Origin of the sequence: Paenibacillus sp. BSR1-1 (assembly GCF_030403775.1) — a bacterium.
Classification (GTDB): Bacteria; Bacillota; Bacilli; order Bacillales; family Cytobacillaceae; genus Neobacillus.
Genome location: NZ_JAQMWQ010000009.1, coordinates 1 through 18,690 on the forward strand (window position 1 = coordinate 1; position 18,690 = coordinate 18,690).

General features: G+C 40.1%; 15 protein-coding genes and 1 riboswitch. Of the genes, 1 reads left to right on the plus strand and 14 read right to left on the minus strand.

Annotated features, from left to right (window positions below):
* Positions 1-165: 165 nt before the first annotated feature.
* The 7 genes from PH210_RS14550 to PH210_RS14580 all read right to left on the minus strand — a co-directional run bounded on the left by PH210_RS14550 (position 166) and on the right by PH210_RS14580 (position 6,828).
* Complete coding sequence (locus tag PH210_RS14550; RefSeq protein WP_289986444.1) at positions 166-825, minus strand: DUF2306 domain-containing protein; 660 nt, start codon at positions 823-825, stop codon at positions 166-168.
* Between the two features lie 14 nt (positions 826-839).
* Positions 840-1,445 (minus strand): TetR/AcrR family transcriptional regulator, encoded by a 606-nt coding sequence (locus PH210_RS14555; protein WP_289986446.1) that lies wholly within the window; start codon positions 1,443-1,445, stop codon positions 840-842.
* A 157-nt stretch (positions 1,446-1,602) separates the two neighbouring features.
* The gene (locus PH210_RS14560) at positions 1,603-1,833 is read right to left on the minus strand and encodes a hypothetical protein (RefSeq protein ID WP_289986448.1); all 231 of its coding nucleotides are present in this window, start codon (positions 1,831-1,833) and stop codon (positions 1,603-1,605) included.
* Between the two features lie 65 nt (positions 1,834-1,898).
* Positions 1,899-2,642, minus strand: a complete 744-nt coding sequence (locus tag PH210_RS14565; protein WP_289986450.1) for an alpha/beta hydrolase — start codon at positions 2,640-2,642, stop codon at positions 1,899-1,901.
* A 499-nt stretch (positions 2,643-3,141) separates the two neighbouring features.
* Positions 3,142-4,143: an ABC transporter permease gene (locus PH210_RS14570; RefSeq protein WP_289986451.1), complete on the minus strand. Its 1,002-nt coding sequence runs from the start codon at positions 4,141-4,143 to the stop codon at positions 3,142-3,144.
* A 1-nt stretch (position 4,144) separates the two neighbouring features.
* Entirely contained in the window at positions 4,145-5,629 is a 1,485-nt protein-coding gene (locus PH210_RS14575; RefSeq protein WP_289986668.1) for a sugar ABC transporter ATP-binding protein, read from the minus strand.
* A gap of 83 nt (positions 5,630-5,712) precedes the next feature.
* Positions 5,713-6,828: a sugar ABC transporter substrate-binding protein gene (locus PH210_RS14580; protein WP_289986453.1), complete on the minus strand. Its 1,116-nt coding sequence runs from the start codon at positions 6,826-6,828 to the stop codon at positions 5,713-5,715.
* A 132-nt stretch (positions 6,829-6,960) separates the two neighbouring features.
* A riboswitch (SAM riboswitch) is annotated at positions 6,961-7,068 on the minus strand.
* 194 nt (positions 7,069-7,262) lie between these two features.
* Between PH210_RS14580 and PH210_RS14585 the strand changes: the two genes are divergently transcribed.
* Positions 7,263-8,477, plus strand: a complete 1,215-nt coding sequence (locus PH210_RS14585; protein ID WP_289986454.1) for an MFS transporter — start codon at positions 7,263-7,265, stop codon at positions 8,475-8,477.
* 39 nt (positions 8,478-8,516) lie between these two features.
* On the opposite strand, the gene PH210_RS14590 is transcribed toward PH210_RS14585, so the two are convergent.
* From PH210_RS14590 to PH210_RS14620, 7 genes are all read right to left on the minus strand, one after another.
* Positions 8,517-9,434, minus strand: a complete 918-nt coding sequence (locus PH210_RS14590; protein ID WP_289986455.1) for a ketopantoate reductase family protein — start codon at positions 9,432-9,434, stop codon at positions 8,517-8,519.
* Positions 9,435-9,517: 83 nt separating this feature from the next.
* Positions 9,518-10,636 (minus strand): radical SAM/CxCxxxxC motif protein YfkAB, encoded by a 1,119-nt coding sequence (gene yfkAB / locus PH210_RS14595; protein WP_289986456.1) that lies wholly within the window; start codon positions 10,634-10,636, stop codon positions 9,518-9,520.
* Between the two features lie 294 nt (positions 10,637-10,930).
* Positions 10,931-12,565, minus strand: a complete 1,635-nt coding sequence (locus tag PH210_RS14600) for a hypothetical protein (protein ID WP_289986457.1) — start codon at positions 12,563-12,565, stop codon at positions 10,931-10,933.
* A gap of 2 nt (positions 12,566-12,567) precedes the next feature.
* Positions 12,568-13,362, minus strand: coding sequence for an ABC transporter ATP-binding protein (locus tag PH210_RS14605; RefSeq protein WP_289986459.1), 795 nt, complete (start codon positions 13,360-13,362; stop codon positions 12,568-12,570).
* A 109-nt stretch (positions 13,363-13,471) separates the two neighbouring features.
* Positions 13,472-15,601 carry a DNA helicase RecQ gene (gene recQ / locus PH210_RS14610; protein WP_289986460.1) on the minus strand — a complete coding sequence of 710 codons (2,130 nt, stop codon included), beginning with the start codon at positions 15,599-15,601 and terminating at the stop codon, positions 13,472-13,474.
* Positions 15,602-15,871: 270 nt separating this feature from the next.
* Positions 15,872-16,966, minus strand: a complete 1,095-nt coding sequence (locus PH210_RS14615) for a CaiB/BaiF CoA transferase family protein (RefSeq protein ID WP_289986462.1) — start codon at positions 16,964-16,966, stop codon at positions 15,872-15,874.
* A gap of 15 nt (positions 16,967-16,981) precedes the next feature.
* Positions 16,982-18,556, minus strand: a complete 1,575-nt coding sequence (locus PH210_RS14620) for a fatty acid--CoA ligase (RefSeq protein WP_289986465.1) — start codon at positions 18,554-18,556, stop codon at positions 16,982-16,984.
* Positions 18,557-18,690 lie beyond the last annotated feature (134 nt).

An 18,690-nucleotide genomic window follows, 5' to 3' on the forward strand; every position in this document is an offset into this window, starting at 1 on the left:
ATTTAAAGACCCCCTTTCACGATATTTTGCTTGTTACTAGTGTAATAATTAAGCATTTTCGTGTCCAACGGATTAAGGGGTCCTAAAAGAATTGAAGGAGTTTATCAGCGCATTTTAGGGTTTTATCAGCGAATCTAACCCATTTATCAGCGAATTAAAAAATTCTTATCCTTTGATGATAATGGGACTTGTTTTTACATTATCTTTTCGCAACCTTTTTAGATATCTTTCACTCAATGATAAATTAATGATGATCCCAACAATGACTGCAAGTGGAAAACTAATGGCGAATCCTAGATGGAGAATAAACATGAAGATTGGTACAAGGAAACGGAAGGTGACAAAGACAAGTGTAATGGCATAACTGCGAAGCATCCATTCTTGGTGACTTTGAATCTTTCGTTCCCGTATTCTTTTAAGTCCTATGAACGTGGTTAAAAACCACACTGCATCAAGAATGAGAAACGCAATTGTTGCACCAATCCCGCCTGTGGCATAAAACGCAAGGTAAATTCCCGCGGGAACGCTTAGGAGAATAGATGTTGCATATATTTTTCCAAGAGTGCGATGTATTTTTATATTTTTCCGGCTTGCTTTTAATAACTGAAATGGCCCGAGAATTAGAGCAATCGATCCCGTTGTAATATGAAAGAAAAATAAGACTTTCCATGTATCATAATGGAAATGAGGATTTTCTAACTTTCCGGAAACAATTCCAGTCTTTCGAGGATCGTTCAAACCATACATCACCAAAATATATCCAATGAAACCAACGACAACAAAATAACTTAACCAAACTTTCCAATTTATTTTGCGTTTAGCCATCTGCCTCTTCCTCCTCACGTTAATCCCTTGATCATCGCATTAACCTGAAAATCAATAAATCCTTCTTTTTCATGCCAGTGAAAGTCCGGGAAGGTTATTAATAGACTTGTGATGCCATGAAGTGACGCCCATAAAGACTGTGCAGCCATATGTGCATCGTGTTTCTTAAGGACTCCCTCATTCATTGCTGCCATTACCATTTCGGTTAGTAATACAAACCCTCTTACCCGGTCATCTTCTTCTGTCATCACCTTTTGAAGCTGATGCAGATTTTCGACGAAGATTAACCGGTAATATTCAGGATGCTTTAATCCAAAATCGATATAGGCATATAACAATGCATTCAATCTTTCCCCAGGATGACTAGATTTACAATTAGCCACACCTTCTTTTAAGCATGTAAGAAAGATGGCATAGCCGTGTTTTAACAAATGAATCAGGATTTCCTCTTTGTTGGCAAAATATTTATAAATAGCTGTTGCGGAATAATCGATTTGCTGGGCGATTTTTCTCATCGATACATTTTCATACCCGTCTGTTACAAACAACTGGACCGCTGCTTCAATGATCTCAAGCCTCATCTCCTCAATTTCCCGTTTTCGTCTTTCTTTGGTGCCCATTTTACTTCACACTCCAAGCCTTTTTAACACAGTTATTTTTGTTAACACTGTTAATCTATATTACAGTGTTAATTATACAATTAATGGAAAATTTGTAAATGCCTTTTTGAAAAAAATAAAAAAACGACGAGTTTCATTCAACCCGTCGTGTAGAGCACTATTCCCCAATATTGTTTTCAAACCATTCCTGAAGATCTCTCAAGGAAGTAAAAGAGAAAATTTCTTCGCCGTTTTGACCGTTATCAAAGCCAGAGTTACCTCTTAAAGTAATTTGACCTTCATCACCTGAAATTAAGATGGCATAGGGATGATTCACATTTATGTACCTTGCATCTAAATCATTATCAATCCAGTTCTTACCTCGCAAGAATGCTTCGTAATGTTCCATTCAACTGCCTCCTTTCACTCATATTGTGCCAATAACATAAAAAAAGAAGACAACTAAATTGTCTCCTAAAGATTTTTTTCGATAAATTGTAATGTTTTTTCGATTATGATCTGTTGATCATTATCAAGTGTAGCCACATGGTAGCTTTCTTTCATGTAATGAATTTCTTTTTCCTCAGATCTGATTTCATCAAAGATTATTTGCGAATTATTAGGAGGAACAACATGGTCCTCATTGGAAACAAATATTAATGATGGGCAGTTAATCTTATGGAGGTCAGCCCTAACCTGATCCATAAAGGTTAGAATTTCCTTAACTGATTGAACAGGCGTTTTTTCATAGGCAAGCTCTTTTACGTCTGGCTTCTTAATATCTGAACCGACGCCATCTAAAAATCTAACCCCTTCTAACTGGCGGACGGGATTCATTCCGGGAATATCCACTGCTGCATTGATTGGGATAATCGCGCGAATTTCCGGGTGATTTTCCGCCATATAAAGTGTCAGCGTCCCGCCCATTGAAAGCCCCGTGACAAATATAGTATCACACCGCTCTTTTAACCATTGGAACCCCTCTTCAATTGACGCAATCCAATCCTGATAAGTGGTTTTCTCCATATCTTCATAGTGGGTTCCATGTCCTTTAAGGCGCGGTCCGCATACCGTGTAACCAGTTCTAGCGTAAGCCTCACCAAGCGGGAACATACTCTGTGTTGATCCGGTAAAGCCATGTGATATTAAAATTCCGACATGATTCCCTTCAAAATAAAACGGCTCTGCCCCTTCTAAAACAGGATATTTTCCAGACATTTCCATCCCTCCAAACTTGTCATATTCAATAAGTATTCGCCTTCATGCATAAAAAACCTGCCTGTTCAAAAATTATGGGCATTTGGAGACCCTTCTAATTACCGGCGCGGTCCCTTCTCCACCTAAGCGGGCATTAGAAGGCTTTCCTAATTACCACTTCGCTCCCTTTTCCACCTTAACGGGCATTTGGAGACCCTCCTAATTACCATTTCGCTCCCTTTTCCACCTTAACGGGTATTTGGAGACCTTCCTAATTACCGCTTCGCTCCCTTTTCCACCTTAACGGGCATTTGGAGACCTTCCTAATTACCGCTTCGCTCCCTTTTCCACCTTAACGGGCATTTGGAGACCTTCCTAATTACCGCCGCGCTCCTTTTTCCACCTTAACGGGTATTTAGGACTTCTCAAATTTACCACCTAAACTCCGCCTTACATAATTTTTACACCAATAAAAGGCAAAAATCCTCTCCATTAATATGGAAAGGATCGCCATTATAATTTATTTCTGTTTATAGTAGGTTATCGCTAAAGCAAACGCCAAAACTGCTCCTTTAACAATGTCCATCGCATAATATGGTACTGACATCATCACAAGACCGTTTTGTAAAATTCCAATCAGTACCGCACCTATAAATGTACCAAACGCATTAGGCTTTCCTGCCCCAAGGACTGAAAAACCAATAAATGCTGCTGCCACAGAATCCATTAAATAAGGTGCACCTGAATTAATTTCTGAAGTCATAACCCGTGATGCAAGAACAATGCCTCCGATCGATGCAAAAAGAGCAGAAAGCAAGTAGGCTGCCACCTTATACTTATTTACCGGAATACCAGAAAGTCTTGCTGCTTCTTTATTGCCGCCAATAACGTACATATATCGCCCATGTTTGGTATAAGTCAAAAAGACATGTACCAAAATGACAGCCACTGCCATGATTATAATAATCCATGGTACCTCGCCGATTTTAGCAAAAAACGGACTGATAAGGCCGGCTGCCATGGAGCCATCCGGCATAACCATGTTTTGTGAAACAGTTGCACCCTTTGTATAGGTTAGCGCTGTTCCTTGGATGATAAACATCGTAGCAAGCGTTAACAGCATATCAGGAATTCTAAGCTTTACAATCATGAAGGAGTTGATAGCGCCAACCACTAATGATGCCGCAATAGCTGAAATAACTGCAATCAAGGTGTTCTGCGAGAACCAAACAAACATGGAAATGACAATCGCATTTGAAAGGGAGGCAACGGAACCAACCGAAAGATCAAATCCATCCACAGATAATGATATCGTGATCCCAATCGCAATAATGGTTACAATCGATATGGAACGCAAAATATTGACGATATTGCTTCCTTGAATAAAGGTTGGATTCGCCAGAGAAAAAATAACAATAAGTGCGATAATCGTAATAATGGTCCCGTATTTATAAAAAATCTGAAAAAGTTCAATTGGCTTTTTCGCTGGGGTCTGTTTGCTTGTTGTAATATTTGCTTCCATCTTATCTGCCCCCTGTTGAATAGAATAATAGTTCTTCTTCATTTGTTTCTTTTGTTTTCAATTCTTTAACTGACTCACCGTCATACAAAACATAAACTCGATCGGCTATTCCTATGATTTCGGAAAGCTCTGATGATGCATAAATAATTCCTTTACCTTGCTTAGCTAAATCTGAAATTAAATTAAAGATATCCCTCTTTGCTCCAACGTCTACACCTTTTGTCGGCTCATCAAAAAGATATACATCCGCTTCAGCCACTAGCCATTTTCCAATCGCTACCTTCTGCTGATTACCGCCTGATAGGTTTTGAACCTTTGTTTCTTCAGACGGTGTCTTAATCCCAAGTGCGCGAATCATTTGTTTGGCCGTTTCTTTTTCCTTTTTCCGGTCTAAAAAGCTCAATGCCTTTGAAAAGACTCCTAAATTGGCCGCTGTCAAATTGGATTCTACCGATTCTAGAACGAGAATTCCTTCCTTTCGCCGCTCTTCAGGCACTAATGCAAGCCCATTTTTAACAGCATCATAAGGGCTTTTACTTTTTAACTTCTCACCATTAAGAATTATTTCTCCCGCAGAAATTTTCGCTGCTCCAAAAAGCGCCTTGCACAATTCTGTTTTTCCAGCTCCGACAAGCCCGGCGATTCCCACGATTTCTCCAGCTTTAACCTGAATATGTAGGTTTCTAAGTTTAGCCTCGTCTGAAAGCCCTTTTACCTCAAGAACTGTATTCCCGAACGTTGCCCTTTTCTCTGGAAACTGCTCCTCCAGCTTTTGCCCAAGCATTTGCTCGACCACTTTGCTCGGAGTGGTTTCTGAAATTTTCTCTTTTACAACAATTTCACCATTGCGCATTACAGTTATCTCATCACAAACTTCAAAGATTTCCGGCAGACGATGCGAGATAAAAATAATTCCTACATTTTGCTTTATTAAGTCCTTAACGATACGGAATAGTTCTGTTGTTTCGGTATAACTTAATGGTGCAGTCGGTTCATCTAAGATGAGAAACTTACACTGCCTTGAAATGGCTCTCGCGATTAACACCATTTGTTTTTCAGCTAGAGTCAAATCGCTTACCAGTTTTTTTGTAGAAAGATGAATATTCATATCCGCCAGTATTTTTTTTGCTTGATTATGAATCTCCTTCCATTTCACCCATTGTTTTTTCCCCATGTTATGAACGGTGTCTAGAAGCATAATATTTTCTGCGACAGTTAAATAGGGAATCAAGGCTGTATCGACTTCTTGGTAAACGATTTGTATTCCCGCGTCCTGAGCATTTTTAGGTGAACGGATTTTCAGACTTTGTCCAGCTAGGCTTAATTCGCCTGTATAGTGATCATACGCTCCTGAAAGAACTTTCATTAAGGTCGATTTCCCCGCGCCGTTTGCCCCTATCAGTGCCTGAACTTTTCCAGTTTCCGTGGAAAAATGAACTTGATTCAGTGCTTTTACACCAGGAAACTCTATTGAGATGTTTTTCATTTCTAATGTTGTAGTCGTCAAAATGCCACCTCCTATTAAGCAAACACTCTCTTAATCTTGTGAAAAAGAGAGTGTACTTCCATTTATTTCTTATAGTGCTTCTTTAATGTTTTCATCCAATCTTCTTCAAAGGCAGTAGATTGTCCCCAGCCTGGAATGATTGTCGCTAGGTTTACCATATTAACAGCCTCTTTAGAATCCTGAACGTTTTTCTGGGTCACGAGTGAAGCTTCTAAGTCGTAGGTTTTTGGCGTCTCTTCCCCCGCTAACTTTTTCGCTAGTAATCTCATATCTACTGCACCAATTAGCTTAGGGTCAACAGCGGCTGTGTATTTCCATGCGCTGCCTTTTCTTTGGATTTCCTGAAGGTCAGCATTGGAAACATCAATTCCATAGATTTTTACTTCTTCCCGTCCTGCTTCCTTTAGAGCGCGGGCTGCACCAATCGCAAACGCATCCCAAGTGGCAAAAATGGCATCCAATTTTCCTTTAGGATATTTGTTCAGCATCGCTGCAACCGCATTTTGCGTTTGAACACTTGTGTCTGCTGCAGCTACACCGAAGCGCTCTACTTCTTTAATACCAGGGTTTTTCGCAATAACATCCTGATAGACTTTATTTCTTCTTACCATTGGCGGGAAACCGTCCACCCAAAGGTAGGCAATATTGGCTTTTCCTTTTGTTTCTTTTACAAGCTGATCAAGAGCTAAGGTTGCTAATGCTTCATCGTCCTGAGAAGTTAAAGTAACTCCATCAATGTCTGCAAGCTTTGGATTAGAGTCAAAGGCGACAACGCTTTTTCCTTTTTCTACAATCTTCTTCACATCATTAACAGTTGCATCATCGTCTCCATGAGAAATGACAAATCCGTCATAATTCTGATCTAGTGCTTGATTGATTGCATCATGGAATTTCGCTGTGTCCCCATTGGCAGTAAACACATCCACCTGAAAACCTAATGCTTGTCCTTCTTCTTTTGCACCCGCTAAGAATTGAGCCGTATGATCGTCACCGCCAATTTTACGGATTACCTTAATTTTAACCGGATCCCCTTTGGCAAATCGTTCTGGAACCCCTTCTAATGACACATTTTTATTGCCGCTGACTTGCTTTGTTTCCCCATTTGAGGCACAGCCAGTTAGCAGGAGTGTGGCTGCTAATGCTGAAACAAGTGTACTTTTAAATAAGTTTCTCTTCATGATGTAAACTCCCTTTTTATTACGTGTTCTTACCAATTCAATTTAATCCCATTGGAAAAGTTTGATTTTTAGTTAAAATAAAAAACCTCTCCAAGAAAGAGAGGTTTCATCACAAATAAATGGACTACTCCTCTCTTATCTCTCAAAACAATTTCTTGTTTTGCAGGATTTAGCACCAATTCCAAACGGAACGGTTGCTGGGCGTCATCGGGCCAGTCCCTCTGCCACTCTTGATAAGAGAACGTAAATGATTTAATTAATTTAGTATTAAACATACTTTAAACTCCTATTAAAAAGTTGTCAATAGTATTATGAATATTTTTAATAAATTACATTTTTAAAAATTACGATATCACCATTTTATTACTCAACTAATTTCGGTATTATAATATTTAGATAAACGAAATACTTTCGAGAAAGAAGTGTTATGAACGATGAACCAGCAGGAAAGCGCAAAACGTAATTTAGTGATCATGTGGTTTGCCAACTTTTTTGTTGCTGGAAGTATGACGATGGTCATGCCCTTTATTTCACTTTATATTGAGACGTTTGGAAATTTTTCAGAGAAATATGTACAACATTGGTCTGGAGTAACGTTTGGAATTACGTTTGTATCTGCCTTTCTTTTCTCGCCAATCTGGGGGAAAATCGGCGACCGATATGGAAGGAAGAAAATACTTATCATTTCAGGAATTGGAATGGCGGCTTCCATTTTCCTAATCAGCTTCGTCCACTCCGTTTGGCATTTATTGCTGCTGCGCTTTTTCATGGGTTTCTTTTCAGGCTTTATCCCGATGTCCCAGGCATTTATTTCTACACAAACGCCGAAACAGATTGCCGGACGTGTCCTTGGCACATTGCAAACAGGCAGTATTACCGGTTCTTTACTTGGACCGATGCTCGGCGGATTATTAGCAGATTCGCTTGGCTATGCCACGACATTTAAGTGGACATCCATATCCATTTTCATTTCGGCTATCCTGGTTATTGCTGCAAAAGAATTTCGTGTTGAAATCAAACAGGGAGCAAAAACCCATTATTCAAGCAAGGAAGTCTTTAAGCATATTTTACGTAATCCGGTTTTATTAACAGTTCTTCTTATCTCTGCTTTAGTACAAATTGCCCATTTTAGCATTCAGCCGATATTGTCTTTATTTGTTAGTGATTTGCACGGAAAAACAAATGTCGCCTTTTATTCAGGAATTGCTTTTTCTGCAGCTGGACTTGGGAATCTAATGATGTCTCGAAAATGGGGAAAGATTGCTGACAAATACGGTTATATCAAAATTCTTGTCATACTCTTATTCTTAGCAGGAATTGTTTACCTGCCAGGAGCAGCGGTTACGAGTCTTTGGCAGCTTGTTATTATCCGGTTCGCCCTCGGCGTCACGATTGGCGGAATTATTCCGGTTCGAATTGCTTACATCCGCCAGGAAGCTCCGATTGCGATGCAAGGTGAGGTTCTTGGCTATAACAATAGTTTACGATTTCTCGGCAATATAATCGGTCCAATGCTGGGCGGCTTCCTATCTGGTTACTTTGGATTTTCCGCAGTTTTTATCAGCACTAGTACTTTATTAATTATCAGCGGCGTTATCTTGCTCGTATCTATGCAGCGTAATCCAAAGCTCATCAAGCACACCGCTTAAAAACTTCAAAAGAAAAGTCCCACAAAATGGGACTTTTCTTTATTTCAGCTGTTGTTCATAAACTTTTAAATTAGCATATACGGATTCTAACACTGGGACTGAAATCTCTTCCTTCCGTGCTATCTCCAGTAAATAGCCATGCAAATGGTCGGCTTCAACAGGCAATGATTTTTCCATATCCCTTTGCATCGAGGATTTCATCGAATAGCCTAGGCCATCGATTTGATTCTTTATTTGTATATCAATTGCTTTTGGAAGTGGTGCCCCAATACTGTTGATTACAGAAACAATCTCTTTTAATAACTGAGTAATTGTTGCCCGTCCGCTTGCCTGTTCTAAAATAGGCCCAATTGGTGCTCTCATTAAAGTCGTAATACCAGACATCGTCGAGATAAATAAATACTTATTCCACAAATCCTTATTGATGTTTTCACTTAAGCGATAGGCAATGTTCGAACCACTAAAGGAGTCTTCCATTTTTAATACTCGGTCAGACCGTTCCCCTGTGCGTTCTCCAAATACTAAATCGTGTTTTTCACTTGTTTGAATGACCCTGCCATTTTTATCAAGTGTGGTTTCTATAAAGCAAAGACCACCAATAACGCGCTCTTCCCCGAACATATCAACCAATTTATCAATATGTAAAATACCGTTTAATAAAGGAAGAATGATTGTTTCTTCGCCAACATACTGTGTTATGCTCTCCATAGCCTCTTCTAGGTGATAGGCTTTAGTTGAAAGTAAAATGACATCGAAAGAACCTGCTTCCTCTCCAGCAATAATGGTTTTCGGGTTTAGTGTCACGTTTCCATGGATACTTTCAATGACAAGCCCTGTTTCTGTTAACTGCTTTTTTCTGCTTTCACGAACTAAAAAGGTAACATCTTCACCCTTTTCTTGTAACCGTCCGCCAAAATAACCGCCAACCGCACCTGCCCCAACAACTAGAAATCTCATGTGAATACTCCCTTCATCGATATCTACATATCTAGTATAAGGGAAATTTTTTTTACTTAAAATAAATAAGCAGGAAATTCCTGCTATATTTCTAAATTGCTTTTCAGCTTTGTAAAATCCGTTTCCTGATAGTAACTATTTTTGACCAGGATATTAGGGCCGAGGCATGAAACGGCTGGGCAATGACAGCTTAATTCCTTGGCAATATTAGAGGCTTGCCAAGTGTGATATGCATCTAGCAATTTAGTCTTTTGAATATTTCCTAATGCTGGAGTATCGCCAAAATCCGTTACTATGATATCACCGTTAAAAATATTAACATTCAAGCGTGAGCGGCCATCTGGATCATTTCTAACTGTCACATTTTTACTCTCATATAAACGTTTTAATAGATTTACATCCTCCTGTTTACTGCTGCAGGCATAGAACGGCAGTGTACCAAACAGCATCCAAATCTCTTCATTTCTTATATCGAGCAAGTGATGAATCGCATCTCTGATCTCATCGAGGGTAAGTGTTTCAAGATTGCTGGCGAAATCACTTGGGTACATTGGATGCACTTCATGGCGCTGACAAAGCATTTCCCCAACGATTTGGCGGTGGATTTTTTCCAAATGTGGCAATGTCCGTTTATTTAACATGGTTTCTGCAGACACCATCACTCCCGCTTTCACAAGCTCGCGGCTATTTTCTATCATTCTCATAAAATATTTTTCCCGCTGTTTGTAATCAGGCTGCTTTTCCATTCTCGCGAAGCCGCCTTCAACAAAATCATCCACCGTGCCCCAGTTATGGGAGATATGTAAGACATCTAAATAGGGGATGATTAATTCGTATCGTGCTAAATCGAGGGTTAAATTTGAATTTATCTGAGTCCGTACCCCACGTTCGTGAGCATATTTTAAAATCGGTGCAACATAATTTTTCACGGAGGATAATGACAGCATCGGTTCCCCGCCAGTAATGCTTAAAGAGCGAAGGGTTGGAATTTCATCTAACCTTTTTAAGATAAGCTCTATAGGTAAGGCATCGGGGTCCTTTGTCTGCAGCGTATATCCGACAGCACAATGTTCACAGCGCATATTACAAAGAGTTGTCGTGGTGAATTCAATATTTGTAAGCTGCGGTTTTCCATATTCCTCAATATCTAAATATGCTTCCCAAGGATCATAGAACGGGGTAATTTTTTTCATATTTAACATAATAAACTCCTTAACAATCAGTCTTTACAAAACCATTTCATTATAGCTGATTTGGGAATGCAATTGCTATTTCTAACTGTTACAAAAGCATATGAATACGAAAATCCGATTATTCAATTGAGCAATGCTATTTTTCTAGTTTTTTCTTTCAATCGACAAATTCCCAGGGAAATATCTACAATATCAGATTTGCATCGACAAGGATTATGAATATTCTAAAAATAACAATAAATTTTAATGTTATCATAAAAATGGCTGTCATCAAGGTACTCCCCTAATAACAGCCATCAGCACTTAAAAATTCCACACCGTCCTATAAGCTTGTTTCCAAGAAAAGAAAGTAATCATAATAAGGATGAAGAGATAAATTGGCACACCAAATGGAATAAAAGTAATAGCAAAATGAATTCCAGCAAATACTGCCAGGCAAAGCAATGCAAGAATTACTTTCAATCCCCCGCTTTGCAGGGCATCCTCAAATGATTCAGAAAATGGCAGTGTACCTTTTAGATAGTTTGAACAAATGACCGTGAATAAAGTAGCTGTCACCAGTACGACCAATAAATCGTCTATGATCTTCAAACCGAATATTCCAATAAAGACCGCACTTAAGATAAGATAAATAGGCAAGAAGAGGTTGGCAATAAACACCTTTAAAACAGCACTATATAACGGTGCCAAACTTTGGAGTGGAGCCGATTGATATATCCATGCCCCTTTGTATTTTCCTGAGTACTTTAGCATAGCGACAGCATTAGGAATCATTAAACAAGAAAAGTATACCGACAAATACCATTTACTTGTAACTAGATGAGCGTATGAATTCAATTGTATTTCATTAAACATAAAGATAAACGGAACAATCAAAGACATTCCTAACGCCGGATAAACCTTTAAGCGAAATTCTCTTTCGTTTCGCATCATGTTATCGGCAAAACGAAAAAAGACTTTTTCCTCCTTGCTTCGGCAAATCACATTGACAAGGCCATTTATCCACCAATGCTTCTTCCTGCTTCCACCACCGCTATTATGAGTAAGCTTCTGCAAGTTCCTTTCAAAGGAAGGCATTAAACGACTATAGATGATGATGGCAATAATAGGAATAAACAAAGCCAGCATTGAGAACGAAATAATATAGAAGTCTGAGTGGTGCTTTAGGAATAATTCAAAAGGTGCCCCAAACCAAATTGGAGGAATTAGGAATTGCCACCAGCTTGGCGTAAAGGTAATGTTCATATCAACTACACTGAAGGACCTTGCCAATACCTGGTATCCAACGGCAATCGAAACGGATAGGCCAATTTGCACGTAGTTAATAATATCCTTCAGTTTTTCGCCATCAAAGAATCGCAAAATGAAATAGTAAATAATTGCCGTTACGACAACAATAAATAGATTTACTAAAACAAGACCGATAACCCCTAGGAGCAGAAATAATATCCCATGTCTATATGTCCCAATTAATAAGGGAATAGCAGTAAGTGCAGTCGTAAGAAAGATTAAATAAATACAAACATGAATAGTTTTCGCAACATTTAATGTCTTTTTATTGACTGGTTTTGTTAACAGAATTGCCTTGTCCCTGACATCAAGGAGTACATTCGAAAAATCAGAAATCATCGACGTCATGACAAGAAACATGACAATTCCGTAAAAGATGCTCATTTGATACAGAAAGTTGCTTCCAAGCATCGTAAACGGGATGAGCATGAGGCTTAATAACACGTAGATCCCTAATGATTTCATGAACCCGTTTTCTTCTGGTTTCTTCTTCTTCTTTGTCTGTTGGTTAAAGATGGTCGGAGTCCTTCTTCCATCCATTGTTAGTTTGACAGCTAAGATTCTTCTCATGACAGTGTAATTGATGCCAAAGCTTTCAAATAGACCGCGAAATAAATCTAGGAATCTCAGCGTTCGAAAGTTTTTCATCTTTATATCCTTTGAACGATGGAAACAAATTCCTCAGCCAAAGCCTTATATTCATTAAAACCTGTCAGCTGATTAAAGATCTGCTCCAGTGTCCCTTCCTTATTTTGCTCCTTCAACTCATTAAAGCTGCCGTCAGCTACAATTTTTCCATCGTTAATGAGAATAATGCGGTTGCTGATTTTCTCTACAACATCCATGATATGGGATGAATAGAAAATGGTTTTTCCCTGGGAGGCAAGAACAGCCAGAATTTCTTTAAAAACCATGACACTATTGGCATCGAGACCGCTTAAGGGCTCATCCAAAAATAACAGGTCAGGATTATGCAATAAGCTCGAAATGATCAATACCTTTTGCCGCATTCCCTTTGAGTAGGACGAGATTCGTGAGTGATATACTGCTTCCAATCCAAAGACCTTCATCAAGCTCCGGGCTTTTTCATCAGCCGCTTGTAGGTCCATACCGTATAATTCACCCACAAAAGTTAAATACTCATTTGCAGTAAGATTATCATAGAGTTCCGCTATCTCAGGCACATAGCCGATTTTTCTTTTGTAGTTGATATCGTTCCCGTTGATTTCCTCGCCAAAAATCTCAACCCTGCCGCCATACTCACTTTCAAGCCCGAGCAATATCTTGATTGTTGTACTTTTCCCGGCCCCATTTGGCCCAATATATCCGATAATTTGCCCACGCTGTACCGTTAGATTAATGCCTTTTAGAACATTTTTTGTCCCATAATCCTTTTTCAAGTCCTTCAAACAAAGTACCACGTCTTGGTTCGTTTCGATGCTCATCACCTTCTCATATATTGGTAGCTTAATATTAACATATTCTGCCTATTTTTCTATAAGAAGCATGAAGATGGGAAATAGCCGACAAAAGAGATTTTGTCGGCCATCTAACCTATTTATTCTTACTTAAAAAATATACATACACTTTTATCATGAAATAGCTTATTTCTTCCGGAAGAATCTCCTTGATTGGCTTTAATCGATCCCGGCCCACTTCTGCGACGGCCTTTTCTAATAGGGGAATATATTCACTTGGAACATGCTTAGAAAAGTCGACATCTAACCCTTGCTGGGCACATTGAAGTAAATGGCTTTCCACTGTGCTGATTGCAAGCTCCCGCTTTTCCGCAATTTCCTCTATCGATAGGTGATTTTGGTTTAAAGTCAATGTATCCAAATGGGAATCCCCAACCGCTTTTTTGGCTGTTTTTTTCGGTGCTTTCACGTCAGCTTGAATTTCATTTTGATAATCCGTATGATCTTGTAAAAAATTTCGGATGGCTTGTATAAATTCAAGTCCATATTTTTGCAATTTATGTTCACCCACACCGCTCACCTGTAAAAACTCTTCGTTCGTTTTCGGCTGCTTGGCGCACATATCCTTTATTGCAGCATCAGAAAAAATGACAAATGGCGGTACTTTTTCAGTCTCAGCAATTTGTCTCCTTACTTCTCTCAATGCTTCAAATAATGGATCGCTCTTTGAAACTTGTTTCACTTGGACAGTCTCACGACGGTATACCTGAATTCTCCCCAGCAAGACATCCTTACCTTTTGAGGAAACATAGAGGGTAGGAAATTGACCCTGCTCAATGGCAATTAACTCCTGTGAAATGAGGAATTCAATAAAATCACTGACCTCCTTTGCTCCCTTGTCCTTCATAATTCCATAGGTTGGAAGTCTTTCAAATCCAAGCTCTGTTACTTTTTTATTCTTTGAACCTGTCAATACTTGGGCAATAAGTGTTTTTCCAAAACGCTGGCCCATCCGAATGATGCAGGACATTACCATTTGTGCTTCTTTGGTTACATCAATACGGGTCCGTGAATCCGTACAGTTTCCACATCTTTCGCACGGCTCTGTTTCTGTTTCACCGAAATATTTTAAAATAAATTCCTGCAGACAGTTCTCCGTATGACAGTAATCTACCATCTGCTGCAGTTTTTCCAGCTCTGCCTGAATTCGTCCTCGGTCAATGGATTGGTCGATTAAGAAGCGCTGAATTTGCACATCCTGCGGAGAATATAATAGGGTACATTCACTTGGGAGTCCGTCACGGCCAGCACGCCCTGCTTCTTGGTAGTAGCTTTCCATGTTTTTCGGCATCTGAAAGTGGAGAACGTAGCGAATATTACTTTTATCAATCCCCATCCCAAAGGCTGATGTTGCAACCATGACGGATGCTTTGTCTTCTAAAAAACGATCCTGTTCACGTGCCCGTTCTGCATCCCCCATCCCGGCATGGTACCTGGCAACATTTATATTTTCTTTCCGCAGTCGTTCATAAAGCTGGTCAACATTTTTCCTTGTCGCAGCGTAAATGATTCCCGCTTCTGTTTCGTTCTTTTTAAGAAAATCAAAAAGGAATTTTAGCCGGTCTTGTCCTTTAATTACTGAAAAAGACAGGTTTTCTCGTTCAAATCCAGTAATAACGGTATTTTCCTCATCGATATCCAGCAGGCGGCAAATATCCTCCCGTACCCTTGGGGTTGCTGTTGCTGTAAGCGCCATAACAATGGGCTTTTGTGGCAGGGTTCGAACCATTTGCTGAATGTGGCGGTAGCTGGGACGGAAATCGTGCCCCCATTGAGAAATACAGTGGGCTTCATCGACAGCTACTAATGGGATTTCCATATTTAAAAGATCTTCGATAAATTCTCGTGACTCTAACCGCTCTGGTGCTACGTAAAGTAATTTGTATTTCCCAAGCTGTGCATTGCGCATCCGTTCATAGGCTTCATTGAAGCTAAGGGAGCTATTAATAAATGTGGCTGGAATTCCGACTTGATTGAGAGCATCGACCTGATCCTTCATTAAGGAAATCAATGGGGATATAACAATCGTGGTGCCTTGAAGAGCAAGTGCAGGAATTTGATAGCAAATTGACTTTCCGCCGCCCGTCGGCATGACGCAAATGGTATTATTGCCATCCAGCACCGATTGGATTGCCTGTTCTTGGCCTTTGCGAAAAGAGTTGTAGCCGAAATGAGATTGTAGTAAGGGGAGTGTTTTGGCAATCAAGATTGTGACTCCTTTCAAATGTTTATAACTCTATTATAACGCGGCTTAATAAAATTTGAAAAATTAGTAGTAAGTTTTGGTCTAGGTTCTAGACTGGTAGGTCTCACAGTGACCGTGGGTCTTCCTATTTCACCTTGATGGGCACTCTGAACCTTTCACAGTGACCGCGGGTCTTCTTTTTTCACCTTCGCAGGCACTCTGAACCTCCATTAAAACTATCAAAACTAAATAGGCCGACGAGTTTATTTTTCTCGCAGGCCTATTCTCCACCTATATTAATATACTATTTAAAATCTCATTTTTGTGCTCACCAATTTTAGGCGGACCTGCCACATGTTCTTGAGCAAGATCACTATGCATTTTTACTTGGCAGTCACCCCATGAGGAAGTGAAAATAAGTTCCTTCTCTTTAAAGTAAGGGTTTTCGGCCAGCTCCCCGATTTCCAATACAGGCGCCATACAGCAATCAACCTTTTGGGCAAATTCAATCCACTCGAAAAAAGGCTTACTTTTAAAAATAGCTTTAACTTCTTGATAAATTGGGTTGGACTCATCTGTTTTTGAAAAATGGGCTCTAATCCAATCTTTCCGCCCGTGCACCATGCAAAAGTTCTCCCAAAACTTCGGCTCCAGTGCCCCCATGCTCATAAACCGGCCGTCCAACGTTTCATATAAAGCGTATGCAATAATACTGCCATTCAAAACAGGTATGCCGGTTCCCTCACCCATTTCTTTTTCGACCATGACATGATTCCCAAGTAAAGAAACCAATTGATCGGTGATGGAAATAGAATGATAGCTTCCCTTCCCAGTCAAAAACCTGGAAACAAGTCCTGCTAAAATCCGTTCATTTGCCGCATACCCGCCTAAGTAATCTGCAAAGGTGATAGAAGGGTGGACCGGCTTTCCTTGTTTATCTTTCAACTGAGCAAGCACACCGCTTAACGCCATATAATTGATATCGTGGTTTCCAAGCCCGCTTAATAGCCCCTTTTGTCCATACCCGGAAATTGAACAGTAAACGATATCGGGCTTCACCTTGTGTACATCTTCAAAACCCAGTCCGAGTTTTCCCATTACCCCCGGTCTAAAGCTTTCGATGACGACATCGGCATTGGAAATTAGTTTTAAAGCTGTTTCCAGCCCGTCTTTCTCCTTCAAGTTTAAGGTGATGCTTTTCTTTTGCCGGTTATTGGCTTGAAAAACAATCCCGTCTCTATTTTGAGACATTCCAGTTTGGCGGGCTGGGTCACCTCCCGGGGGCTCCACCTTGATAATTTCCGCGCCCAAGTCAGCTAACCGTAATGTGGCGAAGGGACCAGGCAGATAATTGGTAAAATCTATGACTCTAATTCCTTCCAGCATTCTCAAAATCCTTTCCTACGAATTCGGTGACCCTGGTGCGAAAAGCTCCTCCAGCTGTTTACGCAGTACAAATTTTTGGATTTTACCGCTGGCATTGCGCGGCAAAACTTCAATGAAAATATATTTCCGAGGGCGCTTGTAGTTTGCCAGTTTATCACTAGTTTTACAGAATTCATCCAGCTCCTGTTGAGTCACATTCTGGTCCTTTTTTACAACAAAAGCTGTCACGGTTTCCCCCCACCTGTCATCAGGCTGCCCGACAATGGCAACATCCAGAACGCCAGGATGGGCATGCAATACATCCTCAACTTCACGCGGGTAAATGTTTTCACCGCCGCTGATAATCATATCATCAACACGGTCATTAACATAAAGGTAGCCTTCTTCATCGAGGTACCCAATATCTCCTGAATGATACCAGCCCTTATACAACGCTTTTTCTGATGCTTCTTCACGATTGTAATAACCGAGCATCATACTAGGACCTTGAACTATGATTTCCCCTGTTTCACCAGCTGGAACAACATCGTCCGGGTCGGATGGCCCGTCCTCTCTTGTCCTGACAATCCGAATATCATGGCTGATTGCAGCCTGGCCTGCAGATCCTGCTTTTCTCAGCTGATCAGTCTCCGACAGGAAAGTAATCGCCGGGCCCATCTCCGTCATCCCATACGCTTGAACTAATGCAATTCCTAAACGGTCATGAAGGGCATGTACGAGTGATGGCGCCATTGGGGCCGCACCATATAAGCCGAGCTTCAAACTTGATAGGTTGTACTGACTTAAATCCTCTTGAAGCAGCATATTCCACATCGTAGGGGCCGCAAATAGCTTTGTTATTTTTTCTTGTTCCATTAATTGAAGAATTTTTGGTGGATTAAATTGGTGCAAAATGACATTTCTTGCACCTACATGTACTCTTGGAAGAAAGTTGCAATGAAGTTCCGCACAATGAAACATTGGAGCTGTCACTAGACCTACATCATTCGCTTCAAGTTTGCAGGATGCTATGCAAAGGATGCTTTGTTCAAGCATATTGCGGTGGCTATGCATGACACCTTTTGGCCTGCCCGTTGTCCCGCTCGTATAAATAAAAGCATACAAATCGTTCTCATTTACTTCAATTTGAACGTCCTCTGCTGTTGAAGCAGCTAGTTTATCTTGGTAGCTGGCCGCATAAGTCGGGGCATCGTTATCAATAAACCAGAAGGACATTTTTTCATAACGCTTTTCTATTGCCGCAATAATAGGCTCTAAAGCTTTCTCAAAAAGGACTACCTTGGGAGCGGCATCTGAAAGGATATAAGCTACTTCTTCAGGCATTAAGCGGAAATTGATCGGGTTAAAAACGGCTCCTATTTTGGAGCAGGCAAAAAAGGCAGTTCCTAATTCTTCCGTATTAAACATGAACGTGGAGACACGGTCGCCTTTTTTTACTCCTTCTTTGAGAAGGGCGTTTGCAAGACGATTTACTTGTTCGTTCCATTCCTTATAGGTGTACCTGACATTTTTTCTGACATCATAAATGGCTTCCTTGTTTGGGAACTTTTTCACCGTTAAATCGAAGACTTTTCCAATCGTAATGCTCATTCAATCGCCTCCACCAGTAATTTTTTAGGCAATCGGCAAAACCGATTGCCTTTTACGGACTTTTTTTGCTATAAATGGGGTTATTTGCGAATTAAGCCCTTTTATTTGCGAATTTTCCTATTTTATTTGCGAAT

Bases quoted from the DNA above. Each gene is read 5' to 3' on its own strand.
- PH210_RS14550 (WP_289986444.1), bottom strand. From the start codon at position 825: ATGGCTAAACGCAAAATAAATTGGAAAGTTTGGTTAAGTTATTTTGTT.
- PH210_RS14555 (WP_289986446.1), bottom strand. From the start codon at position 1,445: ATGGGCACCAAAGAAAGACGAAAACGGGAAATTGAGGAGATGAGGCTT.
- PH210_RS14560 (WP_289986448.1), bottom strand. From the start codon at position 1,833: ATGGAACATTACGAAGCATTCTTGCGAGGTAAGAACTGGATTGATAAT.
- PH210_RS14565 (WP_289986450.1), bottom strand. From the start codon at position 2,642: ATGTCTGGAAAATATCCTGTTTTAGAAGGGGCAGAGCCGTTTTATTTT.
- PH210_RS14570 (WP_289986451.1), bottom strand. From the start codon at position 4,143: ATGGAAGCAAATATTACAACAAGCAAACAGACCCCAGCGAAAAAGCCA.
- PH210_RS14575 (WP_289986668.1), bottom strand. From the start codon at position 5,629: ATGAAAAACATCTCAATAGAGTTTCCTGGTGTAAAAGCACTGAATCAA.
- PH210_RS14580 (WP_289986453.1), bottom strand. From the start codon at position 6,828: ATGAAGAGAAACTTATTTAAAAGTACACTTGTTTCAGCATTAGCAGCC.
- PH210_RS14585 (WP_289986454.1), top strand. From the start codon at position 7,263: ATGAACCAGCAGGAAAGCGCAAAACGTAATTTAGTGATCATGTGGTTT.
- PH210_RS14590 (WP_289986455.1), bottom strand. From the start codon at position 9,434: ATGAGATTTCTAGTTGTTGGGGCAGGTGCGGTTGGCGGTTATTTTGGC.
- yfkAB (WP_289986456.1), bottom strand. From the start codon at position 10,636: ATGTTAAATATGAAAAAAATTACCCCGTTCTATGATCCTTGGGAAGCA.
- PH210_RS14600 (WP_289986457.1), bottom strand. From the start codon at position 12,565: ATGAAAAACTTTCGAACGCTGAGATTCCTAGATTTATTTCGCGGTCTA.
- PH210_RS14605 (WP_289986459.1), bottom strand. From the start codon at position 13,362: ATGAGCATCGAAACGAACCAAGACGTGGTACTTTGTTTGAAGGACTTG.
- PH210_RS14615 (WP_289986462.1), bottom strand. From the start codon at position 16,966: ATGCTGGAAGGAATTAGAGTCATAGATTTTACCAATTATCTGCCTGGT.
- PH210_RS14620 (WP_289986465.1), bottom strand. From the start codon at position 18,556: ATGAGCATTACGATTGGAAAAGTCTTCGATTTAACGGTGAAAAAGTTC.